Below are 18,560 nucleotides of genomic sequence, written 5' to 3'. Positions count from 1 at the left end.
GCCGTCCTCATCACAGAAACCGCGGCCTATAGCCCAAGGCCGTGAAGTTACGGCTTGAGTGCGACTGTCCAGGCGGCTGTGATCTGTGGGTTTGCCGGACGTAGGAAGCGGAGCCCCGGTAGAACTGGCAGTCGACCAAGACAACCGTTCACTCACCGGAGGCTCCGCTGTCCGGACAGTCTGCCATCACGCGTGTCGTCACGGTGGCCGAAGGGCTCTATGCACCGGGCCACCTGGGCGAGTTGACCAGGATCGTTCCGTTCGAGCTGGTCGATGCCGTGCTTGTCGAGTGCGGAACCGTCCAGCAGCGGCTGCGGAAACTGCCCGCACGGGTCGTGGTCTACCTGCTGCTGGCCGCGGCCCTGTTCGAGGACTGCGGCTATCGCGAGGTATGGCGCAAGCTCACCGGCGCCCTGGTGGGGCTGCCGCTGGTTAAAGTGACTGCGACCGCGCTGTGGCACGCCCGCTGTCGGCTCGGAGTCCGCCCGGTGCGGGCCCTGTTCGACCTGCTGCGCGGACCCGCCTGCGCGATCCGTACGACCGGAGCACGCTGGAAGGGCCTGCTCGTCGTCGCGATCGACGGCACCCACCTGGACGTCGCCGACGACCAGGCGGTCCGCGCCAAGCTGGGCAAGGGATCCAACCAGTACACCGCCGCCTCGGGATACCCACAGGTCATGCTGGTGACACTGGTCGCCTGCGGCACCCGCGCGATCATCGACGCCGTCTTCGGCCCGCGCAAGCCCGGCGAATCCGTCCTGGGCCGCCGCCTGGCACGCTCCCTGACAGGCGGCATGATCGCCCTGCTGGACCGGGGATTCTCCTCCAACCCCTTCCTGACGACCGTCGCCGGCACCGGAGCGGACTTCCTCGCCCGTCTCTCCTCGGGACGCAAACCGCCCGTCCTGGCCACCTACCCGGATGGCTCGTTCCTGTCCAGGATTGGTGACGTCGAGGTCCGCATCGTCATCTGTGAGATCACCATCGCCACCAGCGCGGGCCGCCGCACCGGCGCCTACCGGCTGGCCACGACGCTCCTTGACCACCGCACCCACCCGGCATTCGACCTGGTCAGGCTGTATCACGAACGATGGGAAGTGGAATCGGCCTACTTCGAGATCAAGAAATCGATGCTCGGCCGACGCGTCCTGCGCTCCCGCACCTGGCCCGGGATCGCCCAGGAGATCTACACGCTCCTGACCGCCTATCAAGTGATCCGGATCGCCATAGCCGACGCCACCCAGGCATCCGGCACCGATCCCGACCGCTGCAGCTTCTCCATTGCCCTGAACACCGCCCGCGACCAGATCGTCCAGGCCCAGGGCGTGATCGCCGACACCGTCATCGACCTCGTCGGCGCGATCGGGCACGCCGTCCTGGGCACCCTCATGCCCGCCCGGCGAATCCGCCTCGGCCCCCGCGCGGTCAAACGGCCCTTGTCTCGATACGCCTACAAGAGCATCAAAGTCGACCGCCACACCTACAAGGCCACCATCAGCATCGACATCTTGACGTCGGATCCCGGACCGTAACTTCACGGCCTTGGCCTATAGCCCTATCGATCACAAAGGTTGTTGACACGGAAGTCTTGACCAAAAGCGGAGGCCCCCGGTGCGGTGGAGCTGTCCGGGAACACGCCACTTGGAGGTGCCTCGCGGCCGCTCTCTTGGCGTGCCACCTTTCGGGATTTCCATGAATTGCCCTGACTACTACCCTGATGGTCTGGGTCGGGGATTTTTGATGGCAGTAGGCGGCCTTGCCGAGGATTTCGTGTGCAATTTTCGTCCAAGCGAAGGGGCGAGGGTGTTCGTTCCCCAGGATCGGATGTCAGGCTGCCAGTGCCTGGACGACCCGGTAGACGCCTCATCTGCGGATCAGCGTCTGCCGTCCCCGCCGGCACTTCCCCGGCAGCTTGAGGTTCCCCCGAGATGCGGGGATGGGTGACAGAAGGTCAGATGGGTCTCATGAGAGGAGCCCAGACGATGCCTGCGCCGAGGAAGTACCCGCTGGAGTTGCGTGAGCGTGCGGTACGGATGTACCTGACCGCCGAGCCGAAGCCCGTGATCCGCCGCATGGCCGAGGAACTCGGCGTGCACCACGAGGCCCTGCGCAACTGGATCCGCCAGGCCGAAGCCGACGCCGGCGAACGCGACGACCTGCTCACCACCGCCGAGCGTGAGGAGCTTGCCGCCCTGCGCAAGGAGAACGCCCAGCTCAAGCGTGCGAATGAGGTCCTGCGGACGGCCTCGGCTTTTTTCGCGGCCCAGCTCGACCCGACCCGGCCCAGGTGACGGCGCTCGTTGACGAGCACCCGCATCTGGGGGTCGAGCCCGTACTCCGGGAACTGAACATCCCCTCCTCCACCTACTACCGGTGGCGCCAGGCCGAGAAGGAACCGTGCGAACGGCGCCGCCGGGACGCCGAGCTGACGGGCAGGATCCGGCAGGTCCACGACGAGTCCGGCGGGATCTACGGCTCACCTCGCGTGCACGCCGTCCTCAAGCGTGAGGGCGTCCACGTCGGCAGGAAACGCGTCGAGCGGCTCATGCGGGAGGCCGGCCTGGCCGGGATCAGCCCCCGCCGGGGCACGAGTTTCACTCGCCGTGACCCGGACGCCGATCTGGCCCCTGACCTGGTGCAACGCGACTTCACCGCGAATGGGCCGAACCGGCTGTGGGTTACCGACCTGACCATGATCTCCACCGGGGAGGGGCCGTTGTGGCTGTCCGCGATCCGCGACGCGTTCTCCCGCCGGGTGGTCGCCTGGGAGACCTCCGCCCGCGCGGACGCCGTCCGCCGGGAGGCGTTCGCCGAGCGGCTGTCCGACCTGGCCGCACAGGTGGAATGGGGCGTCAAGATCTACGTCGAAGCGCCCGCGGCCACCGAAAGCCCGGCAGAGCCGTCCGCAGATCCGGCCCTGAGCCCCGGACGTGCCTATCTCAGCCACCGCAGAGCGCAGCGCCACGCCCGCGACGACGCCTACCGCGACGCCGAACAGGCGGCCTGGCGTGTCGAGGACGCGGCCCGAGACGTGGCCGTTGACCGGGTCCAGCACCGGACCCAGCAAGGCGAACTCGCCCGCGGTCCGGGAGAGAACGTCGTCAACGACGCCTACCTCGTGCCGCTGGCGCACGCCGAACAATTCCGGGCCGACGTCATGCAGGCCGCCGAGGGACTTCCAGGGGTACGTATCGAGGTGACCGGACCGTGGGCGCCCTACTCCTTCGCCACGCCCGCCGAAGCCGAACCGTTGAAGAGAGCCGCGCCGTGAGGGCGGACGGCGGGGCGTTGGCCGCGGCAGAAGAGCCGCTGCCGGACCGGCAGATCGCGCTGATCGACCTGCTGGACCGGCTGCTGAGCGGAGGTGTGGTGCTCACCGGTGACGTCGTACTCTCAATCGCCGATATCGATCTTGTACGCATCTCGCTGCGTGCGCTGATCGTCTCCATCAGCGAACAGAACCCCTCCCCGTGGCCCGCCCCGGCACCCCTGCGAGGCAGCCATGACAGATGAAACCCGCCGGCCCGGCAACCGCTTCGACGAAGTCGCCGACGCGGCGGCCCGTGCCTTCCGTCTGCTGCCCGCCGCCCCGCAGGACGTCCTGCCGCCGAGCGGCTCGAAGGCGCAGGGAACCACACATCGGGTGACCACCGACCCCGACACGGTGGAACGGGACCTGATCAAGCTCGTTCTCACCATCGTCGAGCTGCTGCGACAGCTCATGGAACGCCAGGCACTGCAGCGGGTCGACGCCGGAGACCTCACCGAGGAACAGGAGGAGCGGCTGGGCGCCACACTCATGATTCTGCACGAGCGTATGGTGGAACTCTGCGCTCGATACGACCTTTCCATGCAAGACCTCAATCTGGATCTCGGACCTCTCGGAACATTGCTGCCACCGTCCGAATAGCCGTCGGCCGAACCCCGCTTACTCGACCGAAGGCCCATAAGGAGGACGACATGGGCATCCGAAAGAAGACCAAGAACATCGGCGAGATATCCAAAGGGAAAGCCAAGGAAACGCTCGGGAAGGCCGTTGGTAACGAAAGCCTGGAAAGCAAAGGAAAGGCCGAAAAGACCAAGGGCAAACTGAAGCAGGCCGTGGAGAAGGGCAAGGACAGGTTCCGGCACTGAAAGACACGCTCAGGCACTACGTAGCAGTCACGGCCCCGCCGCCGCACGCCGTGCACCGACGGGGCCAGAGCGACGTTCGTACCCAGGTGCTCGCCTGCGCTTGGGAAGAGATGGTGTCGCGCTTTCGGCTCTCCGCCGCTGCGGGCCCGGCTTCCTCCTGAAGCGCGGGGGCGGGTAACACCCGCGAAGGAGCCGTTCGCGCGGTGAGGCGGTCCGAGTCGCTGCGCGCTCCAAGTAGCGCAGAGCTGCTATTCGGGCTGAAGTGGTATGTGTCATGTGTGGCAGGACGACCGCACCGCTGCGCAGATCGCGTCGACGAAATGTGCTCAGGTCAAGGAGAAGATCAAGCCTGCCGGCTCGAGCAAGAAGCGTGAGCGTTAGTACGAGCACATCAAGGAGAGCGCCAAGGACAGAGGTGAGTCCACAAAGCGTGCGAAGGAAATTGCCGCGCGCACCGTGAACAAGGAGCGGGCGCGCTCCGGCGAGTCGAAGACCTCCAGCAAGGTGTCCACTCAAGACAAAAAGTCCGCCTCACAACGTGGTGGCGAACGGTCCCACAGCGGGCCGCAAGGGCCGACGAAGGATCAGCTGTACGAGGAGGCGAAGAATCGCAACATCGACGGCCGCTCCTCGATGAACAAGCAGCAGCTTCGGAACGCCCTGGGCCGCTGATACGTCATTGCGTGGTTCGGCCTGCTCGGGGCAGCTGTACGTGGACGGTGCCGTCGCTGTCCACACTCACCTGGAAGGACGGCTGCGGTGCGGTAGCCGGCCCACGTACGTTCGCACCGTCCGACAGTCGGAAGACACTGCCGTGCCAGGGGCATTCCACGCAGCCGTCGGCGATCTTCCCGTCCGACAGGGGCCCTGACAGGTGGCTGCACCGCTCGGCAAGGACATGAATGCGGCCACCCGGCTGACGGAACACCAGCAAAGGCACCTCGCCCAACTCCCGCCGCACGGCCTCGCCGACCGGGAAGTCCTCCACTCTGCCGACCGGATGCCAACCCTCTTCCAACAGACGCCGGACCGCTGCCGCCTTGTTGGCGCCTGCGGCTTGGCGATAGGCGAGGTGGCCACCGAGCATCCCGCCGGTGCCGGCCATACACAGCCCCGCAAAGCCGAGCGCCTTGCCCAATGCGGTACGGCCTCGGCCACGATGCACCCAAGATCCCGTGTAGAGCCCGATGGCCGCGGCGATCGACGCCGCGTGCACCAGGCCGGTACGCATCTGGTCCTCGTGCTGCTCAGCCCAGTCCACCCAGCCGGCCAACGCAGCCGGCGCGGCCCCCAGGACGCCCACACCCACCAAGATGCGAGCACTGCGCCGGGTGCCGGGCACGACGTCCAGCACCGCGGCGGAAAACCACGCACCCATCGGAACCTGCACCAGCGCGGGGTGCAGGGGATGGCCGATCGGCAGACCGTGCAGCACATCGCGACAGCGCCCCAGAGGCACGCCGCGCACCATCCGCCGCACGGGGCTGATAACAACATCAAGCTTCTCCAGGCGGCCCAGCGCGTCGAGGGACCTCAGAAAGAGGCCCTCGGTGCGGGCGGCCGCCACTTTCACCCTGTCGCTGCTCGGAGCGAGAACCGCGAATCTCGTATACCCCGCTGAAAGCCGCATGATGAGCGGTTTACCATGTGCGGCCGATTCCCAAACAAGCGTCAGCTCCGCTCCACTCTGGTGGCTGCAGGCGTCTCGGGCAGGACGTTGTCATGCCTGTGGGACCTGCAGGTAGGAGCTGTGTATCTGGCTCCGGCAGCCCGGACACGCCGCCCCAGCCGCCGTACTACCGACCTCGATGCGTATCGTCTCGTCGTTCACGTCCACCGACTGCACCGCCACCTCCGTGATCGGCGGGAACAACATATCTTCCGTCCCGAACACCGTCTTTTCCACGACGCCGAATTGTCGGCCACACCAGGGGCGTCGTCATTTTCGGGTAACTTCCCAGCCGCTCGGCGGAGCATCAATCGTCACTCAGCATGCGCGCGTCACGGAAGTTGAACCAGAACCACTACTGCTCGATAAAGCCAGTTGGTTCTCGACGACGGAAGCCCGTCCCCGTGAGCGTTGGCCGTCGCCCGTGTGTTCTGAGCGTCGGCGGGTACCCGAAACAACATGACCGTCACGAAGACAAGTGTCCTCGTTCTGGACTGCGCGGAGCCCGAAGCCCTGGCGGAGTTCTACGCGTCACTGCTCGATGCGGAAATCCAGGTGGTGAGCGATCCTGATTTTGTGGAACTCGTCGGCCACAACGGCGTGCACCTGGCGATCCGCCGGGACCACGGCTATGCCCCTCCCAGCTGGCCGCGGCCGGACGACGCCCAGCAGGCGCATCTTCGGATACTCGTCGCGCACGGTGATTTGGACGAGGCGGAACGAGAAGCGGTGAGCCTCGGGGCAATGCCGATGGACGCGAAGGCCGGAGGTGGGCTGCGCGGCGTACGCTTTTACGCCGACCCCGCCGGGCACTCCTTCTCCCTCGCGGTGCCCCCACGGAACGAGCCGGCGGGCCGAGGAGAGGAAGCCCCATGAAGCTGCCGGAAACCAGAGGTGAGGTAACTGCCGCCCTGATCGAAGCGCTCGGCCGGGAACCGGGTCGGCGCAGGCTGCCGGACACGTCCCTGACGGCGGGCGCCGACCCGTACGGCGACGACCTCCAGCTCGCCCTGTACCTCTGCTACGAGTTGCACTACCGCGGCTTCGACGGGGTGGACGGCGCCTGGGAGTGGGATCCGGAACTGCTCAGGGTGCGGGCCGCGCTGGAGCGTGGCTTCCTGGCGGTTCTGCGCGCTGACGTGCCGGTGGCAGAGGATGTCGGCAGTGCGCTGGACGAACTCGTTCTGGAGCCAGTGGACGCCGACGGCGTGTCGTACTTCCTGCGGGACGAGGGCGAGCTGTGGCATCTGCGCGAGTACGCCGCCCACCGCTCGCTGTACCACCTCAAGGAGGCCGATCCGCACGTGTGGGTGATCCCGCGCCTGACCGGCCGGGCCAAGGCAGGAATGGCTGCTGTGGAGTACGACGAATTCGGAGCGGGACGGGCGGAACAGGTCCACTCGAAGCTGTTCGCCGATCTGATGGCGGACCTCAACCTGGACACCTCGTATGGGCGCTACCTCGACGCCGGCTCTCGGCAGATGCTCGCGACCGTCAACCTCATGTCACTCTTTGGGCTCCACCGCTCACACCGTGGTGCGCTGGTCGGTCACTTCGCCTCAGTGGAGACCACATCGCCACCAGGGTCGCGGCGCCTCGCTCAGGCATTGAAGCGGACCGGTGCCGGGCCTGCGGCCATCCACTTCTACGCGGAGCATGTGGAGGCCGACGCCGTGCATGAGCAACTCGTGCGACATGAGGTCGTCGCCGGTCTGCTCCAGGAGGAGCCGGATCTGGCACCGGACGTCGCCTTCGGCATCGCGGCCACCGGATGGTTGGAAGACCGGTTCGGGGAGCAGTTGCTCGGCGCATGGCGGGGCGGCGAGTCCTCACTCCGTGTGCCGCTCTGAGGCCGACGATGGGGCTTTCGGCCTCTTCCGGCCGCGGTGGCTCGTGTCGCACCAGGGGAAGATGCGGCTCCGCCGGCAGGTACACAGTGCGACAACCGGACGGTCCGAGCGAGCAATGGTGCCGTCCTCCTGGACCACTTCAACGGGCCCTTCCACGAGCACGGGTCCGCCCGGCTCCTGCATGACGCGCCGTGCAGCTGCCCGAGGTGTGGTCTCCGGTTCAGTACGGCCGTTCTGCACGGATCACCACCAGTTCCTCTTTCTCCTGGCCGCGCTCGATCAGGCCCTGCATCTCCAGCCAGGCGGCCCGTTCGCGCAGGACGGGCCCGAAGGGAACGAACCGGCGGTCGGTCACAGCCACGTCCAATCCGGCTTCAGCCAGCCGCGCCAGGGTCGTCGCTGGGTTGCTCAGTACGGAGTGGACCGCGAGCAGCACACCTCCGGGGCGCAGCAGAACGGGGACCTTGGCACAGAGCCGGTCGAGCACCGCCCGGCCGTCGCTCCCCGCCTCCCAGGCCCGAGCAACACCGCGACGAGGCAATCGGACGTTCGCGGACGGTACGTACGGCGGGTTCGCCAGCACCAGGTCGAACCTCAGGCCGGTCACAGGCTCCGTCAGGTCACCGCGGCTGGCCCGGATAGCCCGCGCGTGCCCGGACAGCAGTGCGTTCAGTCGTGTCGTGAGCACCGCCGCGGCCGACGTGTCGATGGCGATTACACGGGCAGCACCGAAGCGGGCGGCGGCGATCGCCACCGCGCCGGTACCGGTACCCACGTCGAGCACCTCCGCTCCGGGTGACAGACGTTCGCGCCGCAGAGCGGATACCAACATGGCTGTGTCTTCCTGTGGCGCGTAGACACCCGGAGGCTGGAGGAACTTCACTGCCGCGACCGGCTCTCAGAGATCACGCAGGGCGGGCAGCAGGGCCTTCTCCGCCCAGTCGAGGAAGGGCTGCTGATGGTCACCGCCGACCTGGACCAGGGCGATCTCCGTGAAGCCCGCCTCGGCGTAGGAACGCACTGCCTCGACGAAGGTGGCGACGTCGTCACCGCACGGGATGGAATCCGCGATGTCGTCCGGGCGCACGAACTGGGACGCCCCGGCGAATCCGGCCGGCCCGGGCAGCTCTGCGTTGACCTTCCAGCTGCCGACCGACCAGCGGAACTGGTCGTGCGCCCGTGCGACCGCCGCATCCCGGTCGGTGTCGTAGCAGACGGGCAGCTGACCAACCCGCGGCTTGCCCGTACCGCCGTGCCGGTCGAAAGCGTCCAGCAGGTCGCTCCTGGGCTCGGTGGCAATGACGAGATCGCCGAGCCGGCCGGCGATCTCGCAAGACCGCTCCCCCGATACCGCGATCCCGATCGCCGGCAGCTCGTCCGGGAGGTCCCAGAGCTTGGCGTTCTCCACGTCGAAATGTGTGCCGTGATGGCTCACATCACGGCCACCGAAGAGCGCGCGAATGACTTCCACGGCCTCTTCCAGCATCTCCAAACGAACGTGGGCGGCGGGCCAGCCCGCGCCCACCACATGCTCGTTGAGGTTCTCGCCGGAGCCGAGACCGAGTCGGAACCGCCCCTGGGAGAGCAGCTGCATCGTCGCGGCCTTCTGAGCGACCACCGCAGGGTGGTATCGCACGGTCGGGCATGTCACGTACGTCATCAACGGGATCCGCGATGTGGCCTGTGCGGCCGCGCCGAGCACACTCCATGCGTACGGGGCGTGCCCCTGGGAGTCCAGCCACGGAAAGAAGTGGTCCGAAGTGACGGAGAAGTCGAAGCCGGCGCGCTCGGCGCCCACCGCGTGGTCGACGAGCTCACGCGGACCGGCCTGCTCGGTCATCATCGTGTATCCGACCAGCACCATGGAACACTCCTTGCCGAGCCTTCGGCTCCGAACACGAGCTGTCCGGCTCCGGGGCACCCAGGTCATGTAACGAGGTCGCTCGCCTCGGGCCCGAGAATCACGAGAAATCACGAGACTGTTTTCCGCCGTCCCGCGTCATCGCATTGGCGGCCGGCATCACCGATCGGGCCCACCCGAGGTAGAACTCGGCTTCGGTAATCGCATCGCGGGTGGTGCGCTGCCCCATGAGCACACACAAGGTGTACGCGACATCCTCAAGGTGCCGACGGCTGGCCAGATCGTGCGGCTCTGCCAGGACGACGACCTCCCACGCGCGATAGCGCCGCAGCAGCGAATCGACCAGGGACTTGTCCGGGAGCAACATCGCGGCTCCTTAGGCTGAGTGGCGGCCCACGCGCGCTGGGTGACGGCGCACGCGCGTGAGGTCGACAACACCACTCCGCGCAAGTAGGTAACCCCGAGTCGTACGGCGGCGCTTAAAACGGGAGAAAGGATGAACACCAGGGGGCAATCAGCCTAGGCGACCCGGCGTTGCAATCACCCGGCACTCGCACTTCGCCGAACGTCAGCGAACTTTCACCGAGCAACGAAACCTGACGCCTGGTGCCAGCCGCGCGGCCGACAGGCCGCGCCCCGGCGGCCGTGAAACCCGGATGTGGTCGCCCCGGGTTCGCGGCCCACAATGCAGGTCCTACTGTCCGGACTTCTTCAGCCGCTCAGCCGCCTTTGCCGCGGTCTCCTGGGCCTTGCCCGTCATTTGCTCGCCACGGCCTTCTGCCTGCAGGCCCTTGTCGTCCATGGCATCGCCGACGGTTTCCTTCAGTTTGCCCTTGACCTGCTTGGCCGTCGCCTTTGCCTTACCCATGACGATTCCGTCCTTCACTGTCGGGGCTGACGTATCCACCTTGCGTCGATCACTCTGAGGCCGCAATCGGTGAGGTGTCGCGCTCACGAGCAACCGGAAAGAAGGGCCGCGGGAGCAGCACTCTCCGGTCAGTCGGGCGGCTCGGGGACCGGGCGGGAACCGGGACCCGGCGCCGGGGACGGCTCCACGTCCGGTTGGGGCTCGGGTTCGCCGGGACCTGGTTCGGACGGCGGCTGCGGGTCGTGTGGCACCGGATCCGGCCGACTGGGGACTGGCCCGGGACCCTCGGGGGAAGGTTCTGTGGTCATTGCTCTCGTCCTTTCTCGGCTGCTTCGCACCACCCCAGCGGACCAACCGTAAGTTGAGCGAGGTCGCTCGGAAACGGTCCGTGGCAACGGGGCAGGGTTCTGGCGCCGTGGTCGGCATCTCACGCGGGGATAGAGACCGTCAGCAAAGGAATTGGGCAGCCATCTGCACATCGGACACGAGGCCCTCACTTGGCCACGACGGTGCGCTCCTCGCCCGCAGCGCGGCCGAGGGATGCACCGTGGCAAGGAACACCGGTGATGCTCCTGGCTGCTCGCCCCGCCGTCCTGCTGGTGGCGGGGATGTCCCAGTGCGGCAGCGAGAGCAGGGCGCCGCGCTTTGAAGGAGCTGCGCATCAACGACTGCATGCGTCGGTCTTCGTCACGGGCGTCGAACGCGTCCTCCCCCACCATGCTTCCACCGTGCCCCGAATTTCGCCCGGTGCGCTGACTGTGTCCGCTCAAGCTGCCGTCGGCAATCGCTACGGCGAACGCATCTGGAAGCGTCGTCGCCGTTGGCCGCGGTCACCACTCCGTACCGAGCGGCGGGTTCGCCTCCCGCCGCATCCGGGTCGGTGACCCCAGCGTGCAGGAGATCGCCCAGGGCGGCCGATGCCTCCACCGGCAACCAACGAAGGGCTTGTGGTGCCGCACGCGTCGCGGACGAAGCGCCGGACCGGATCGTCGGTGAAACGCCCCCGTCGCAAAGGAAGCAGCGACTGTAGCAGCGCGTGGTCGACCTGAACGCTGTCTCCCTGACTGGTGCTGACCGTACAGTCCTGCGGAGCGATCCGTCTCCCCGGTTGCTCTCGAAGCTCAAGGTGGGAGACGGCGTCGGAGTGTCGGCCGTGTCCGGCCTCGGTACGGAGTGCGGACAGCGTTCTCTCCGAAGCCTCTTATGCCTGCTCAGCGCATGGGCGGAGGAACAGCCCAGTGGCTTCCCGCTTCGGCCGCCCGCTCTACGCTCGCCGCCGGAGGCGCCGAACATGCATGCTGGCAAAGGGGTCGTGTCCCCCGCGCAAGGCAACGCTATGGTTTCCACACCCAGCCCGCCCCGGCCACACAGACCACCGGCAGAGGTCACGGAACTGGCCAGCTGCACTGTCGGTGCCCCTTGCTGGGCAAGCCTCGCCACGCCGGACCCCCGAGCCGCCGAGGACTTCTACGGCGCCGTACTCGGGTGGGAGTTCCGGCGGACCTCGCTGGGTGAGGACTTCAGGATGGCGCTCTGGGCGGGCATGCCCACCGCGAGCCTGGGGTGTACAACACCAGCCTTGCAGGTGGCCCTGGACTGGACGCCCTACTTCTGTGTCACAGACGCCGACGAGGCCGCGGCCCGCATCCTGGAACGCACCGGCACCATCGCGGTGGGTCCGGTCCGCCTTCCCCTCGGTCGCGGGGTGCTGGCTGCCGACCGTGAGGGCAATCGTTTCGGAATCTGGGAAGGGCAACTGATCGCCGACTGGGAGTCCTGGCGCGCACACCGGCCGTGGCGACTGGAACTGCGGGCGGGAGACATGTTCGAGGCCGCCATCTTCTACGGCGAGGTACTCGAGTGGGCCTGCGCCCGGCCCGGCTGCTGCGAGGTCCGCTACGAGCACGGCGGCGTCGCGCTCCGGGACGTCGGCAGCGTGGCAGCCCGGATCGTACCGGCCGGTGCGGCGCTGAGCGGCGAGCGGACGAGTCCGCGCTGGAACGTCTACTTCCCCGTACCGAATGCCGGCAGGGCAACGGAGGCGGCCTCCCGGCACGGTGGCGGAACCATCGGCCGGGCCGTAGAGGGTGATCACCGCACGGCCCTGTTGTACGACCCGCACGGCGCGGTCTTCGGTGTCGAGTCTCCACGCAACTCCCTGATCATCACCACGGCGGTTGGGCTCCGGCGCGGCGCAGGTTCCGATCGGTCCCCGCAGGCCGGGAGGCCTGGCGACGCCGCATAAGCACGAAGATTCGGGGAACCCACGACAGCAATCCACTTCCGGCGGACCGTTCCAACCCGAAAGGACCTGGGAATGTCTGACAACGACGTGAGTATGCGGAAGGTGCTGGCGATCGTCACGAACTACGGCGTCGAGCAGGACGAACTCCTGGTGCCCGTCGAACACCTGCGTGGCTGGGGCGCCGATGTGGATGTCGCTGCCGTGTCGGCGGACGACGTTCAGACCCTGGTCGGTGACAAGGCTCCCGGAAAAACCATCCGCCCCGAGCTTACTTTGAGTGACGTTGCCCCGGCCGATTACGACCTACTGCTCGTGCCGGGTGGCACGTTGAACGCCGATGCGCTGCGCCAGCAGGGTTCGACGACGGAGATCGTCCGCTCCTTCACGTCGTCCGGGCGCCCCGTAGCGGCCATCTGCCACGGCCCCTGGGCCTTGGTCGAGGCGGGTGTCATCGAAGGCAAGAGGCTCACCTCCTACCCCTCGTTGAGGACAGACATCGGCAATGCCGGTGGTGAATGGGCTGACAAGTCGGTCATCAAGGATGACTCCCACGGATGGACCCTCATCACCTCGCGCAACCCAGGTGATCTGGAACCGTTCCTCCAAGAGATCGATGCAGCGCTCGCCGTAAACGCTCACTGAACGCAACCGGTCCTGCCGATACGCGGCTTCCGGCTTACGGGAAGGTGGAACGCCACGGCGCAGCACCCCGTAGCTTCTCTCCCACCTCGTTCCAGACCTCGTTCTCGCAACACGATGACCGCGGAACGTGCCCGCCGGGCACGTTCGAGGCGACGTTCCGACGAGCGCCGTACACCCATGTGGCCGAGCGGCTTTTTGGACGGGTCGGTGCACGGTGGTTAGCTGCTGGTGCCGTCCGATCTGCGCAACTGTCAGCGGCTGGCCGTGACCGGGCGGCAATTCCGCCCCCTTCGGGGAAGGGGGCGGAATCGAGTGTCCGGCGGCGCGTGCCCTCGCTCGTGCGGGCCTTCCGCCTCCGTTGGATGCGGGCGGCTCGACTTCCCGGCATCCAGGCGTGGGGTTGCGCTGAAAAGCAATGCAGTGCGATCGCGACGACAGGCAGGACCAGGAAGAGGACCTTGGAGCTATGTCTCCCCGACAGGAGGCCACTATCAGCGGCGGCGAACTGCCCGTCTTCCCAGTGCCTGGCCGAAGGTCGAACCCTAGTGGCGGATGTCCGCTGCCTCTTGCTCGGACAAGCGAGACGACGTCCGTGCAGATCGAGGGGTACCAAGCCCGAGGGCCCTGGAGCGTGTGCTGGACACGTTCGAGTTGCAGCATCCGGAGATCCGAGTAGTCAGGGTGCGGCCCGGTTCCTGTCCAAGGAGCATGCCGCCAGCGAACAGCGTCGCATATTCGTGGGCCGCTATGTGCCCGGTCCCTGCTGCGCCCCGACCTCCTCCCCCCAGGTCCTGCATACCGATGACGCGGCGCAGGCCTATGGGGCGGCCGTGGCCGCTGACGTACGGGTGCGTTCAACCTGGCGGCGGAGCCGGTCCTGGCGCAGCAACTCGGGGACCTCCTGGACGCCAAGGTGTACGTGTTCCCGTGACGCTGGTGCGGAAGGCTCTGACTGCGGCACGCCCACGCCGGCGCAGGAGGCGCTGTCGTCGTTCCTGAGGGGAGTACGTCGCGGCACAGGTATGGAGACGGCACCGCTCCCATGTAGGAGTGGCGGTGACCGAGAAGGGCCGTGGACTGTCGCCCGGCCTGCCGGCAGATCTCTAGCCGCCTTCATCCTTCACCCGGCTGAACCTGAAGAGTAGCTTGCGCCGCTGTTCGGGCATCTCACCGGCCACCGTGTGGCCGGTGGGTGTACTTTCCCTTGTACCGATTCTCGGCAAACGTGCAGGCCACTGATGCGGGAGCGGGGCGGGTCTCCCCAGGGTCAGCCACGTGTCCTGGACACGCACTCGGCTACTGCGTCACGAAGACTTCCGGTGCGAGCGAGCAGTTCCCGTTGGGTCCGTGCCCCGGTCCCCCGCTCCAGTACGTCCATGAGCGCCTTCTCAGCCGAGGCGAAGTCGTGACTGTCCTCCAGCGCACTGCGAACGTGCGCGAGCAGGTCCCCGACGACACCGGCCGCGGGCTCGGGACGCATGGTGCGGGGGTGGAGCAGTTGCCCCTCCAGTCCCGACCGGCTGGCCTGCCAGGCAGCCATACGCAGGATGCCCGCTCCCGCCGGGTCCGGCGGATCGCCGGCACGCCACTCGCGTGCCGCGGTCTCGACGAGGCCGCGGACGAGCGTAGCAAGCAGCACGGTGTCGGCCGGGTCCAGGCACACGTCCGCCACTCTGATCTCGATCGTTGGGTACCGGTGCGAAAGCCGCGCGTCGAAATAGATCATCCTTCGTCACGCAGGACTCCCGTGTCGATGAGTGCCTGGACCTGTTCGTGGTAGCGCTCCGCGGAACCGAAGATCTCGACCGGTCCGGCGGAGGGCCAGCGCCCCCAGACCCTGCTCCGGTAGCTGCTGTACTTGGTGTCGCAGCCTTGCCAGAAAGGCGAGTTGGCACTCAGTGCCAGCAGGACCGGCAACCATGTGCGCACCCGGTCCAGCACACCGACACCCTCCTCGTCAGAGGCCACAGAAACGTGTACGTGGCATCCGCACGTCAGCTGTTCCTGTGTGGTCTGACCGAACCTGTCAGCCAGCCAACTGTACCGCTCTCCCTGACCGATCGAAGGACTGACCGGCAAAGGGGCCGTCGCAAGGGCCACCACAGCTGCCCCGGTCCGGGCCGCATTCTCTGCGGCCTCAGTGCGCCAGCGGCGGATTTCGTCCGCGAGCTCGCGCATCTCACTGCACGGTTCGGTGGCGAATTCCAGTTGCTGATGATGAAGCTCCGGCTCGAAGACCGAGTCTCCCTCCGAGCGGCGTTCGGCGACGGCCAGCACGGCCGTCGAAAGCGCCCGGGGCTCACCGCTGGGTGTATCGACGAGCAGCAGTTCCTCTTCGACACCAACAGTTCGCACGATCGCATTCTCCGAGTGAGCAGGAACGATGAACCGGCCCATGACAGTGGCCCACCTTCCCCGTATACCTGCTCCAGCGTGGGTCCCCGGAGTCCAAACCCGTCGGAACACCTCACGGAACCACCGGAGTCGAGGGATGACGCGTCCTCCCCGCCGACGAGGACGGGCAGTTCCGGCCCACATTTCTTCACGGACACCTTCACCGACCGAACTGCCCCGTGATCGTCGCGTGGCGAGCCCGAGAAGGCCAAGTAGTTGGGGGGTGGCGTTCGTAGCGGTGGTTGAGTCTGCGGTAGCCAGGACGTTGGGTCGGCCGCGCGGTGGGGTGCTCGCCATGGGGCGAGTCTTGTTCCGCGCGGCCTTCCGCTGAACCGGACAGTTTTACGTCGTCGGCTGTTGCGTCCGTGAGTGCCGCGTGGGCCAGAGCTGGGTACGTTCATCCTTGCGCGGGTTGAGACCGTACGTCGGCAGCAGTCCGCTCAGGTGTTCAGCAGCCGGTTGAAGAACGACCGGTAGCGTTGCAGAGCGACACGCAGTTCCTCGGTCGGTACTTCCTCGCCCCGCTGCCACTGCCCTTCGAGCCCCTGCTTGTGGTCGGAGAAGGTCCGGGCGAGTGCCTGCATCACTTCCGCGACCAGGGTGTCGGCAGCGCTGACCGCTTCGCGGGGGTCATCCACGAAGTCGCTCTGGATCCGCTGCCACCGGCTGCGGAACGCCTCCTGTTCCTCGCCGAGAAGAGGCTCATTCCCGTCCCCGTCTGCGCCTGTGGCGGCCGTGTCGGGCCCCGCGGCGGACGCCGGTGCGTGCCGGGTCCCGTCCTCGCCGCCCGGAAGGTGGCTGGGGTCAGCCGTCGTGGCTTCGCCCGGAAAGGTCGGTGGAACTTCGGTCGGGGCCTCGCGGGCTTCCGGAGCCGGGGCGCCCTCACCGCGGAGATCGTCAGTGGACAGTTTGCCTGCATCGGACCCGCGAGGACCCCGATGTTCCGTCGCCATAGCTCTTCCTCCATCCGTTACTCCCGCGGCCGCCCACCGTTGTGGAGCAGCTCGTCGAACAGAGCCCGGTAGTGGACCATCGCGCCCCGTAGCTCTTCCGTGGTCGCCTGGTGACGGCTGCTGCGGTCGCTGACCTCATGGGCGGTGCGGTAGCTCTGCAGAGTGCGGCCGTGCTCGACCGACAGATCGCTGGCCTGCTGCTCGAACCCCTTGGTCGGATAGCCGCGCTCGCTCATCAGCGCGGTCACGAGCCGGTCGGCTTCGTGGACCGCGTCGTCGGGGTGGTCGACGAACCGCTCCTGCGCCTGACTCCAGCCCTGGGCGTACTTCTCACGGTCCGCCGCCGAGAGAGGCTTGATCTCCAGAGCGTCATGGCGCTGTTCCCGCTCCCGCAGTTCGTGTTCCGCGGCCGGCCGGCTCTGTTTCTCCTCCACGAGCCGCTCGTACTCCGGGCCGAACTGTTTCTTCAGATGGCGTCTGCGCGCGACCTGCCATGCCACGAGTGCGCACACCAGCAAGACGACCACTACCGCAACAATGATCGCTATGAGGGTTCCGGTCGACATGACTCCTCCGCTCGCCGATCACCGAGAAACGAAGAACTGCCGGAGATGCCATGCCCCCGTCACCATCTCCGGCGGAAACCGCCGATGGGTGAGGCGAGTGGCCACCGGTAGCCATGTGCGATTGCCCGGTTATTCTACCGGTAGTGCCATCGATCGCCGGGAAACCGTGTTCGCCCTCGTCCCCAGGCCCGGAGCGAAACGATAGCGACACACTCCCATCTCGCGTGTGCTCCTCTTCAACTGTGTCTGCCACAAGCCAGTGCAGCAACTGCTGGCAGTCCGTCGTGATCGCATTTGGCGAGCACCCTGGCTGTCGACGGCTCCCCTGCCGGCGAGAAGGCGGTCGAATCCGCCTTAGCCGGGGCGGCGCTGCGCGGCGCTGAGATCGTGGGGGTGCACGCGTGGCTGCCGGACTACGTGCTGGCCGGTACGGGGCCGAGAGCGTCTGCTGGCCCAGGCACTCGCTGGCCGCAGGGAACGCTAATCCGGACGTCACGGTCAGACACGAAGTGCTGAGCGGCGAAACCCGCGAGACGTTGATCGAGGCGAGCCGGACCGCCCAGCTCATGGTCGTGGGAGCCAGGGACGTGGCGGTTTCGCCGGCCTGCTCTTGGGTTCGGTGAGCCAGGCACTGCTGCACCACGCGCCGCACTGCCCCGTCACCGTTGTCCGCGGCACGGCATGACCAGCCCCACGGCGCGGTGAGGGCTGCCGCCGCGCGAGATTCCCACCGTCAGGCGCCGCTCAGGCCAATTCCGACCAGGGCGGTTTGTTCGTCGTCCACGCGTCGAGCCAGAGCCATGTGGCACCAGAGCAGGAGGCCCGGTCATTCGCCCGGTCGAGGAGCTGTCCAACCTCAGCCGCGCCCGCAGCACTTTCGAGACCACCATCGTTCGTTCATACCCGGCGGCCTGGACCGCAGACAACGGCGGACCTCGCCGTACCGCCGGATGGCATACGTGGGGTTTGGTCAAGGGAATGTGGGCTGATTGAGTGGATGAGTCGTCCGGTCCACGGAACCGAACCCTCACCCCGGCCGAGGCCGGACGGCGACTCCGCCCCCGCACTCGGTCGGGAGGGGCGGAGTCAAGCTGGGTCCGAACTCGCCCTGAGCACTCCGCCCCCTGTCTCCAGCCACGGCTATGGCTGAGACGGGGGGCGGTTTCGTGCGTCCGGGGCTCGCTCACCGCGGGGCAGGCCACAGGTTCGGCCCGCCTCCACGCCAGTCGATCACCCCGGAGAACGTCGTCCTCGGTGATGTCGTCCATTCCGGCCCGGCGCAGGAACTCCGTCACATCCCGCAGGCAATGCGTTGCAGAGGATCTCCCCGTCGACATGCACCCGGCGGCCGCCGGACTCATCGGGCGGATAGATCACG

Annotated in this window: 20 protein-coding genes and 2 pseudogenes; 12 read left to right on the top strand and 10 right to left on the bottom strand. The window is 67.3% G+C overall.

From position 1 onward, the window contains the following. The first annotated feature begins 203 nt into the window (after window positions 1-203). The 7 genes from OH735_RS31080 to OH735_RS31050 all read left to right on the top strand — a co-directional run bounded on the left by OH735_RS31080 (window position 204) and on the right by OH735_RS31050 (window position 4,806). The gene (locus OH735_RS31080) at window positions 204-1,532 is read left to right on the top strand and encodes an IS4 family transposase (protein WP_406385002.1); all 1,329 of its coding nucleotides are present in this window, start codon (window positions 204-206) and stop codon (window positions 1,530-1,532) included. A 450-nt stretch (window positions 1,533-1,982) separates the two neighbouring features. After that, the gene (locus OH735_RS31075) at window positions 1,983-2,291 is read left to right on the top strand and encodes a transposase (RefSeq protein ID WP_406385001.1); all 309 of its coding nucleotides are present in this window, start codon (window positions 1,983-1,985) and stop codon (window positions 2,289-2,291) included. After that, window positions 2,288-3,271 carry a GvpL/GvpF family gas vesicle protein gene (locus OH735_RS31070; RefSeq protein WP_406385000.1) on the top strand — a complete coding sequence of 328 codons (984 nt, stop codon included), beginning with the start codon at window positions 2,288-2,290 and terminating at the stop codon, window positions 3,269-3,271. The genes OH735_RS31075 and OH735_RS31070 overlap by 4 nt, the downstream gene beginning before the upstream one ends. 17 nt (window positions 3,272-3,288) lie before the next feature. After that, the gene (locus tag OH735_RS31065; RefSeq protein ID WP_406379148.1) at window positions 3,289-3,513 is read left to right on the top strand and encodes a gas vesicle protein; all 225 of its coding nucleotides are present in this window, start codon (window positions 3,289-3,291) and stop codon (window positions 3,511-3,513) included. After that, entirely contained in the window at window positions 3,503-3,910 is a 408-nt protein-coding gene (locus OH735_RS31060; protein WP_406379150.1) for a gas vesicle protein K, read from the top strand. The genes OH735_RS31065 and OH735_RS31060 overlap by 11 nt, the downstream gene beginning before the upstream one ends. A 50-nt stretch (window positions 3,911-3,960) precedes the next feature. Further along, entirely contained in the window at window positions 3,961-4,134 is a 174-nt protein-coding gene (locus OH735_RS31055) for a CsbD family protein (RefSeq protein ID WP_406384999.1), read from the top strand. 390 nt (window positions 4,135-4,524) lie between these two features. After that, window positions 4,525-4,806 (top strand): plasmid stabilization protein, encoded by a 282-nt coding sequence (locus OH735_RS31050; protein ID WP_406386820.1) that lies wholly within the window; start codon window positions 4,525-4,527, stop codon window positions 4,804-4,806. 4 nt (window positions 4,807-4,810) lie between these two features. Here OH735_RS31050 and OH735_RS31045 read toward each other — a convergent pair whose 3' ends face one another. Then, window positions 4,811-5,764 (bottom strand): Rieske 2Fe-2S domain-containing protein, encoded by a 954-nt coding sequence (locus OH735_RS31045; RefSeq protein WP_406384998.1) that lies wholly within the window; start codon window positions 5,762-5,764, stop codon window positions 4,811-4,813. Between the two features lie 90 nt (window positions 5,765-5,854). Further along, window positions 5,855-6,040 carry a hypothetical protein gene (locus OH735_RS31040; RefSeq protein WP_406384997.1) on the bottom strand — a complete coding sequence of 62 codons (186 nt, stop codon included), beginning with the start codon at window positions 6,038-6,040 and terminating at the stop codon, window positions 5,855-5,857. Window positions 6,041-6,262: 222 nt separating this feature from the next. On the opposite strand from OH735_RS31040, the gene OH735_RS31035 reads away from it, so the two are divergent. Beyond that, on the top strand, window positions 6,263-6,679 hold the full coding sequence (locus OH735_RS31035; RefSeq protein WP_406384996.1) for a VOC family protein: 417 nt from the start codon (window positions 6,263-6,265) through the stop codon (window positions 6,677-6,679). Next, window positions 6,676-7,653 carry an iron-containing redox enzyme family protein gene (locus OH735_RS31030; RefSeq protein WP_406384995.1) on the top strand — a complete coding sequence of 326 codons (978 nt, stop codon included), beginning with the start codon at window positions 6,676-6,678 and terminating at the stop codon, window positions 7,651-7,653. Before OH735_RS31035 ends, OH735_RS31030 begins: the two co-directional genes overlap by 4 nt. Here the strand turns inward: OH735_RS31030 and OH735_RS31025 are convergent. The 5 genes from OH735_RS31025 to OH735_RS31005 all read right to left on the bottom strand — a co-directional run bounded on the left by OH735_RS31025 (window position 7,633) and on the right by OH735_RS31005 (window position 10,382). Next, entirely contained in the window at window positions 7,633-7,836 is a 204-nt protein-coding gene (locus OH735_RS31025; protein ID WP_406384994.1) for a CDGSH iron-sulfur domain-containing protein, read from the bottom strand. The genes OH735_RS31030 and OH735_RS31025 overlap by 21 nt on opposite strands. A gap of 37 nt (window positions 7,837-7,873) precedes the next feature. Beyond that, window positions 7,874-8,536 (bottom strand): HemK2/MTQ2 family protein methyltransferase, encoded by a 663-nt coding sequence (locus OH735_RS31020; RefSeq protein ID WP_406384993.1) that lies wholly within the window; start codon window positions 8,534-8,536, stop codon window positions 7,874-7,876. A gap of 15 nt (window positions 8,537-8,551) precedes the next feature. Continuing rightward, window positions 8,552-9,517, bottom strand: a complete 966-nt coding sequence (locus tag OH735_RS31015; protein ID WP_406384992.1) for an LLM class F420-dependent oxidoreductase — start codon at window positions 9,515-9,517, stop codon at window positions 8,552-8,554. A gap of 97 nt (window positions 9,518-9,614) precedes the next feature. After that, on the bottom strand, window positions 9,615-9,881 hold the full coding sequence (locus OH735_RS31010; RefSeq protein WP_406384991.1) for a DUF5133 domain-containing protein: 267 nt from the start codon (window positions 9,879-9,881) through the stop codon (window positions 9,615-9,617). Between the two features lie 327 nt (window positions 9,882-10,208). After that, window positions 10,209-10,382, bottom strand: coding sequence for a CsbD family protein (locus OH735_RS31005; protein WP_406384990.1), 174 nt, complete (start codon window positions 10,380-10,382; stop codon window positions 10,209-10,211). A 1,336-nt stretch (window positions 10,383-11,718) separates the two neighbouring features. On the opposite strand from OH735_RS31005, the gene OH735_RS31000 reads away from it, so the two are divergent. Together OH735_RS31000 and OH735_RS30995 are read left to right on the top strand one after the other, a co-directional pair. Then, window positions 11,719-12,627, top strand: a complete 909-nt coding sequence (locus OH735_RS31000) for a VOC family protein (protein ID WP_406384989.1) — start codon at window positions 11,719-11,721, stop codon at window positions 12,625-12,627. A 72-nt stretch (window positions 12,628-12,699) separates the two neighbouring features. After that, window positions 12,700-13,269 carry a type 1 glutamine amidotransferase domain-containing protein gene (locus tag OH735_RS30995; RefSeq protein ID WP_406384988.1) on the top strand — a complete coding sequence of 190 codons (570 nt, stop codon included), beginning with the start codon at window positions 12,700-12,702 and terminating at the stop codon, window positions 13,267-13,269. A gap of 1,267 nt (window positions 13,270-14,536) precedes the next feature. Here OH735_RS30995 and OH735_RS30990 read toward each other — a convergent pair. The 3 genes and pseudogenes from OH735_RS30990 to OH735_RS30980 all read right to left on the bottom strand — a co-directional run bounded on the left by OH735_RS30990 (window position 14,537) and on the right by OH735_RS30980 (window position 17,182). Next, window positions 14,537-15,666 (bottom strand): annotated as a pseudogene (locus OH735_RS30990) (glutamate--cysteine ligase). 437 nt (window positions 15,667-16,103) lie between these two features. Then, window positions 16,104-16,301 carry a hypothetical protein gene (locus OH735_RS30985; RefSeq protein WP_362453520.1) on the bottom strand — a complete coding sequence of 66 codons (198 nt, stop codon included), beginning with the start codon at window positions 16,299-16,301 and terminating at the stop codon, window positions 16,104-16,106. 332 nt (window positions 16,302-16,633) lie between these two features. Further along, window positions 16,634-17,182 carry a hypothetical protein gene (locus OH735_RS30980; protein WP_406384987.1) on the bottom strand — a complete coding sequence of 183 codons (549 nt, stop codon included), beginning with the start codon at window positions 17,180-17,182 and terminating at the stop codon, window positions 16,634-16,636. A gap of 306 nt (window positions 17,183-17,488) precedes the next feature. Between OH735_RS30980 and OH735_RS30975 the strand changes: the two are divergent. Next, window positions 17,489-17,867 (top strand): annotated as a pseudogene (locus tag OH735_RS30975) (universal stress protein); the annotation flags it as partial. Window positions 17,868-18,560 lie beyond the last annotated feature (693 nt).

It is taken from the genome of Streptomyces sp. NBC_01618, from assembly GCF_045209435.1.
GTDB lineage: Bacteria > Actinomycetota > Actinomycetes > Streptomycetales > Streptomycetaceae > Streptomyces.
Note: the sequence above shows the minus strand (reverse complement) of the source record. Positions and strands in the feature narration are given on the sequence as shown.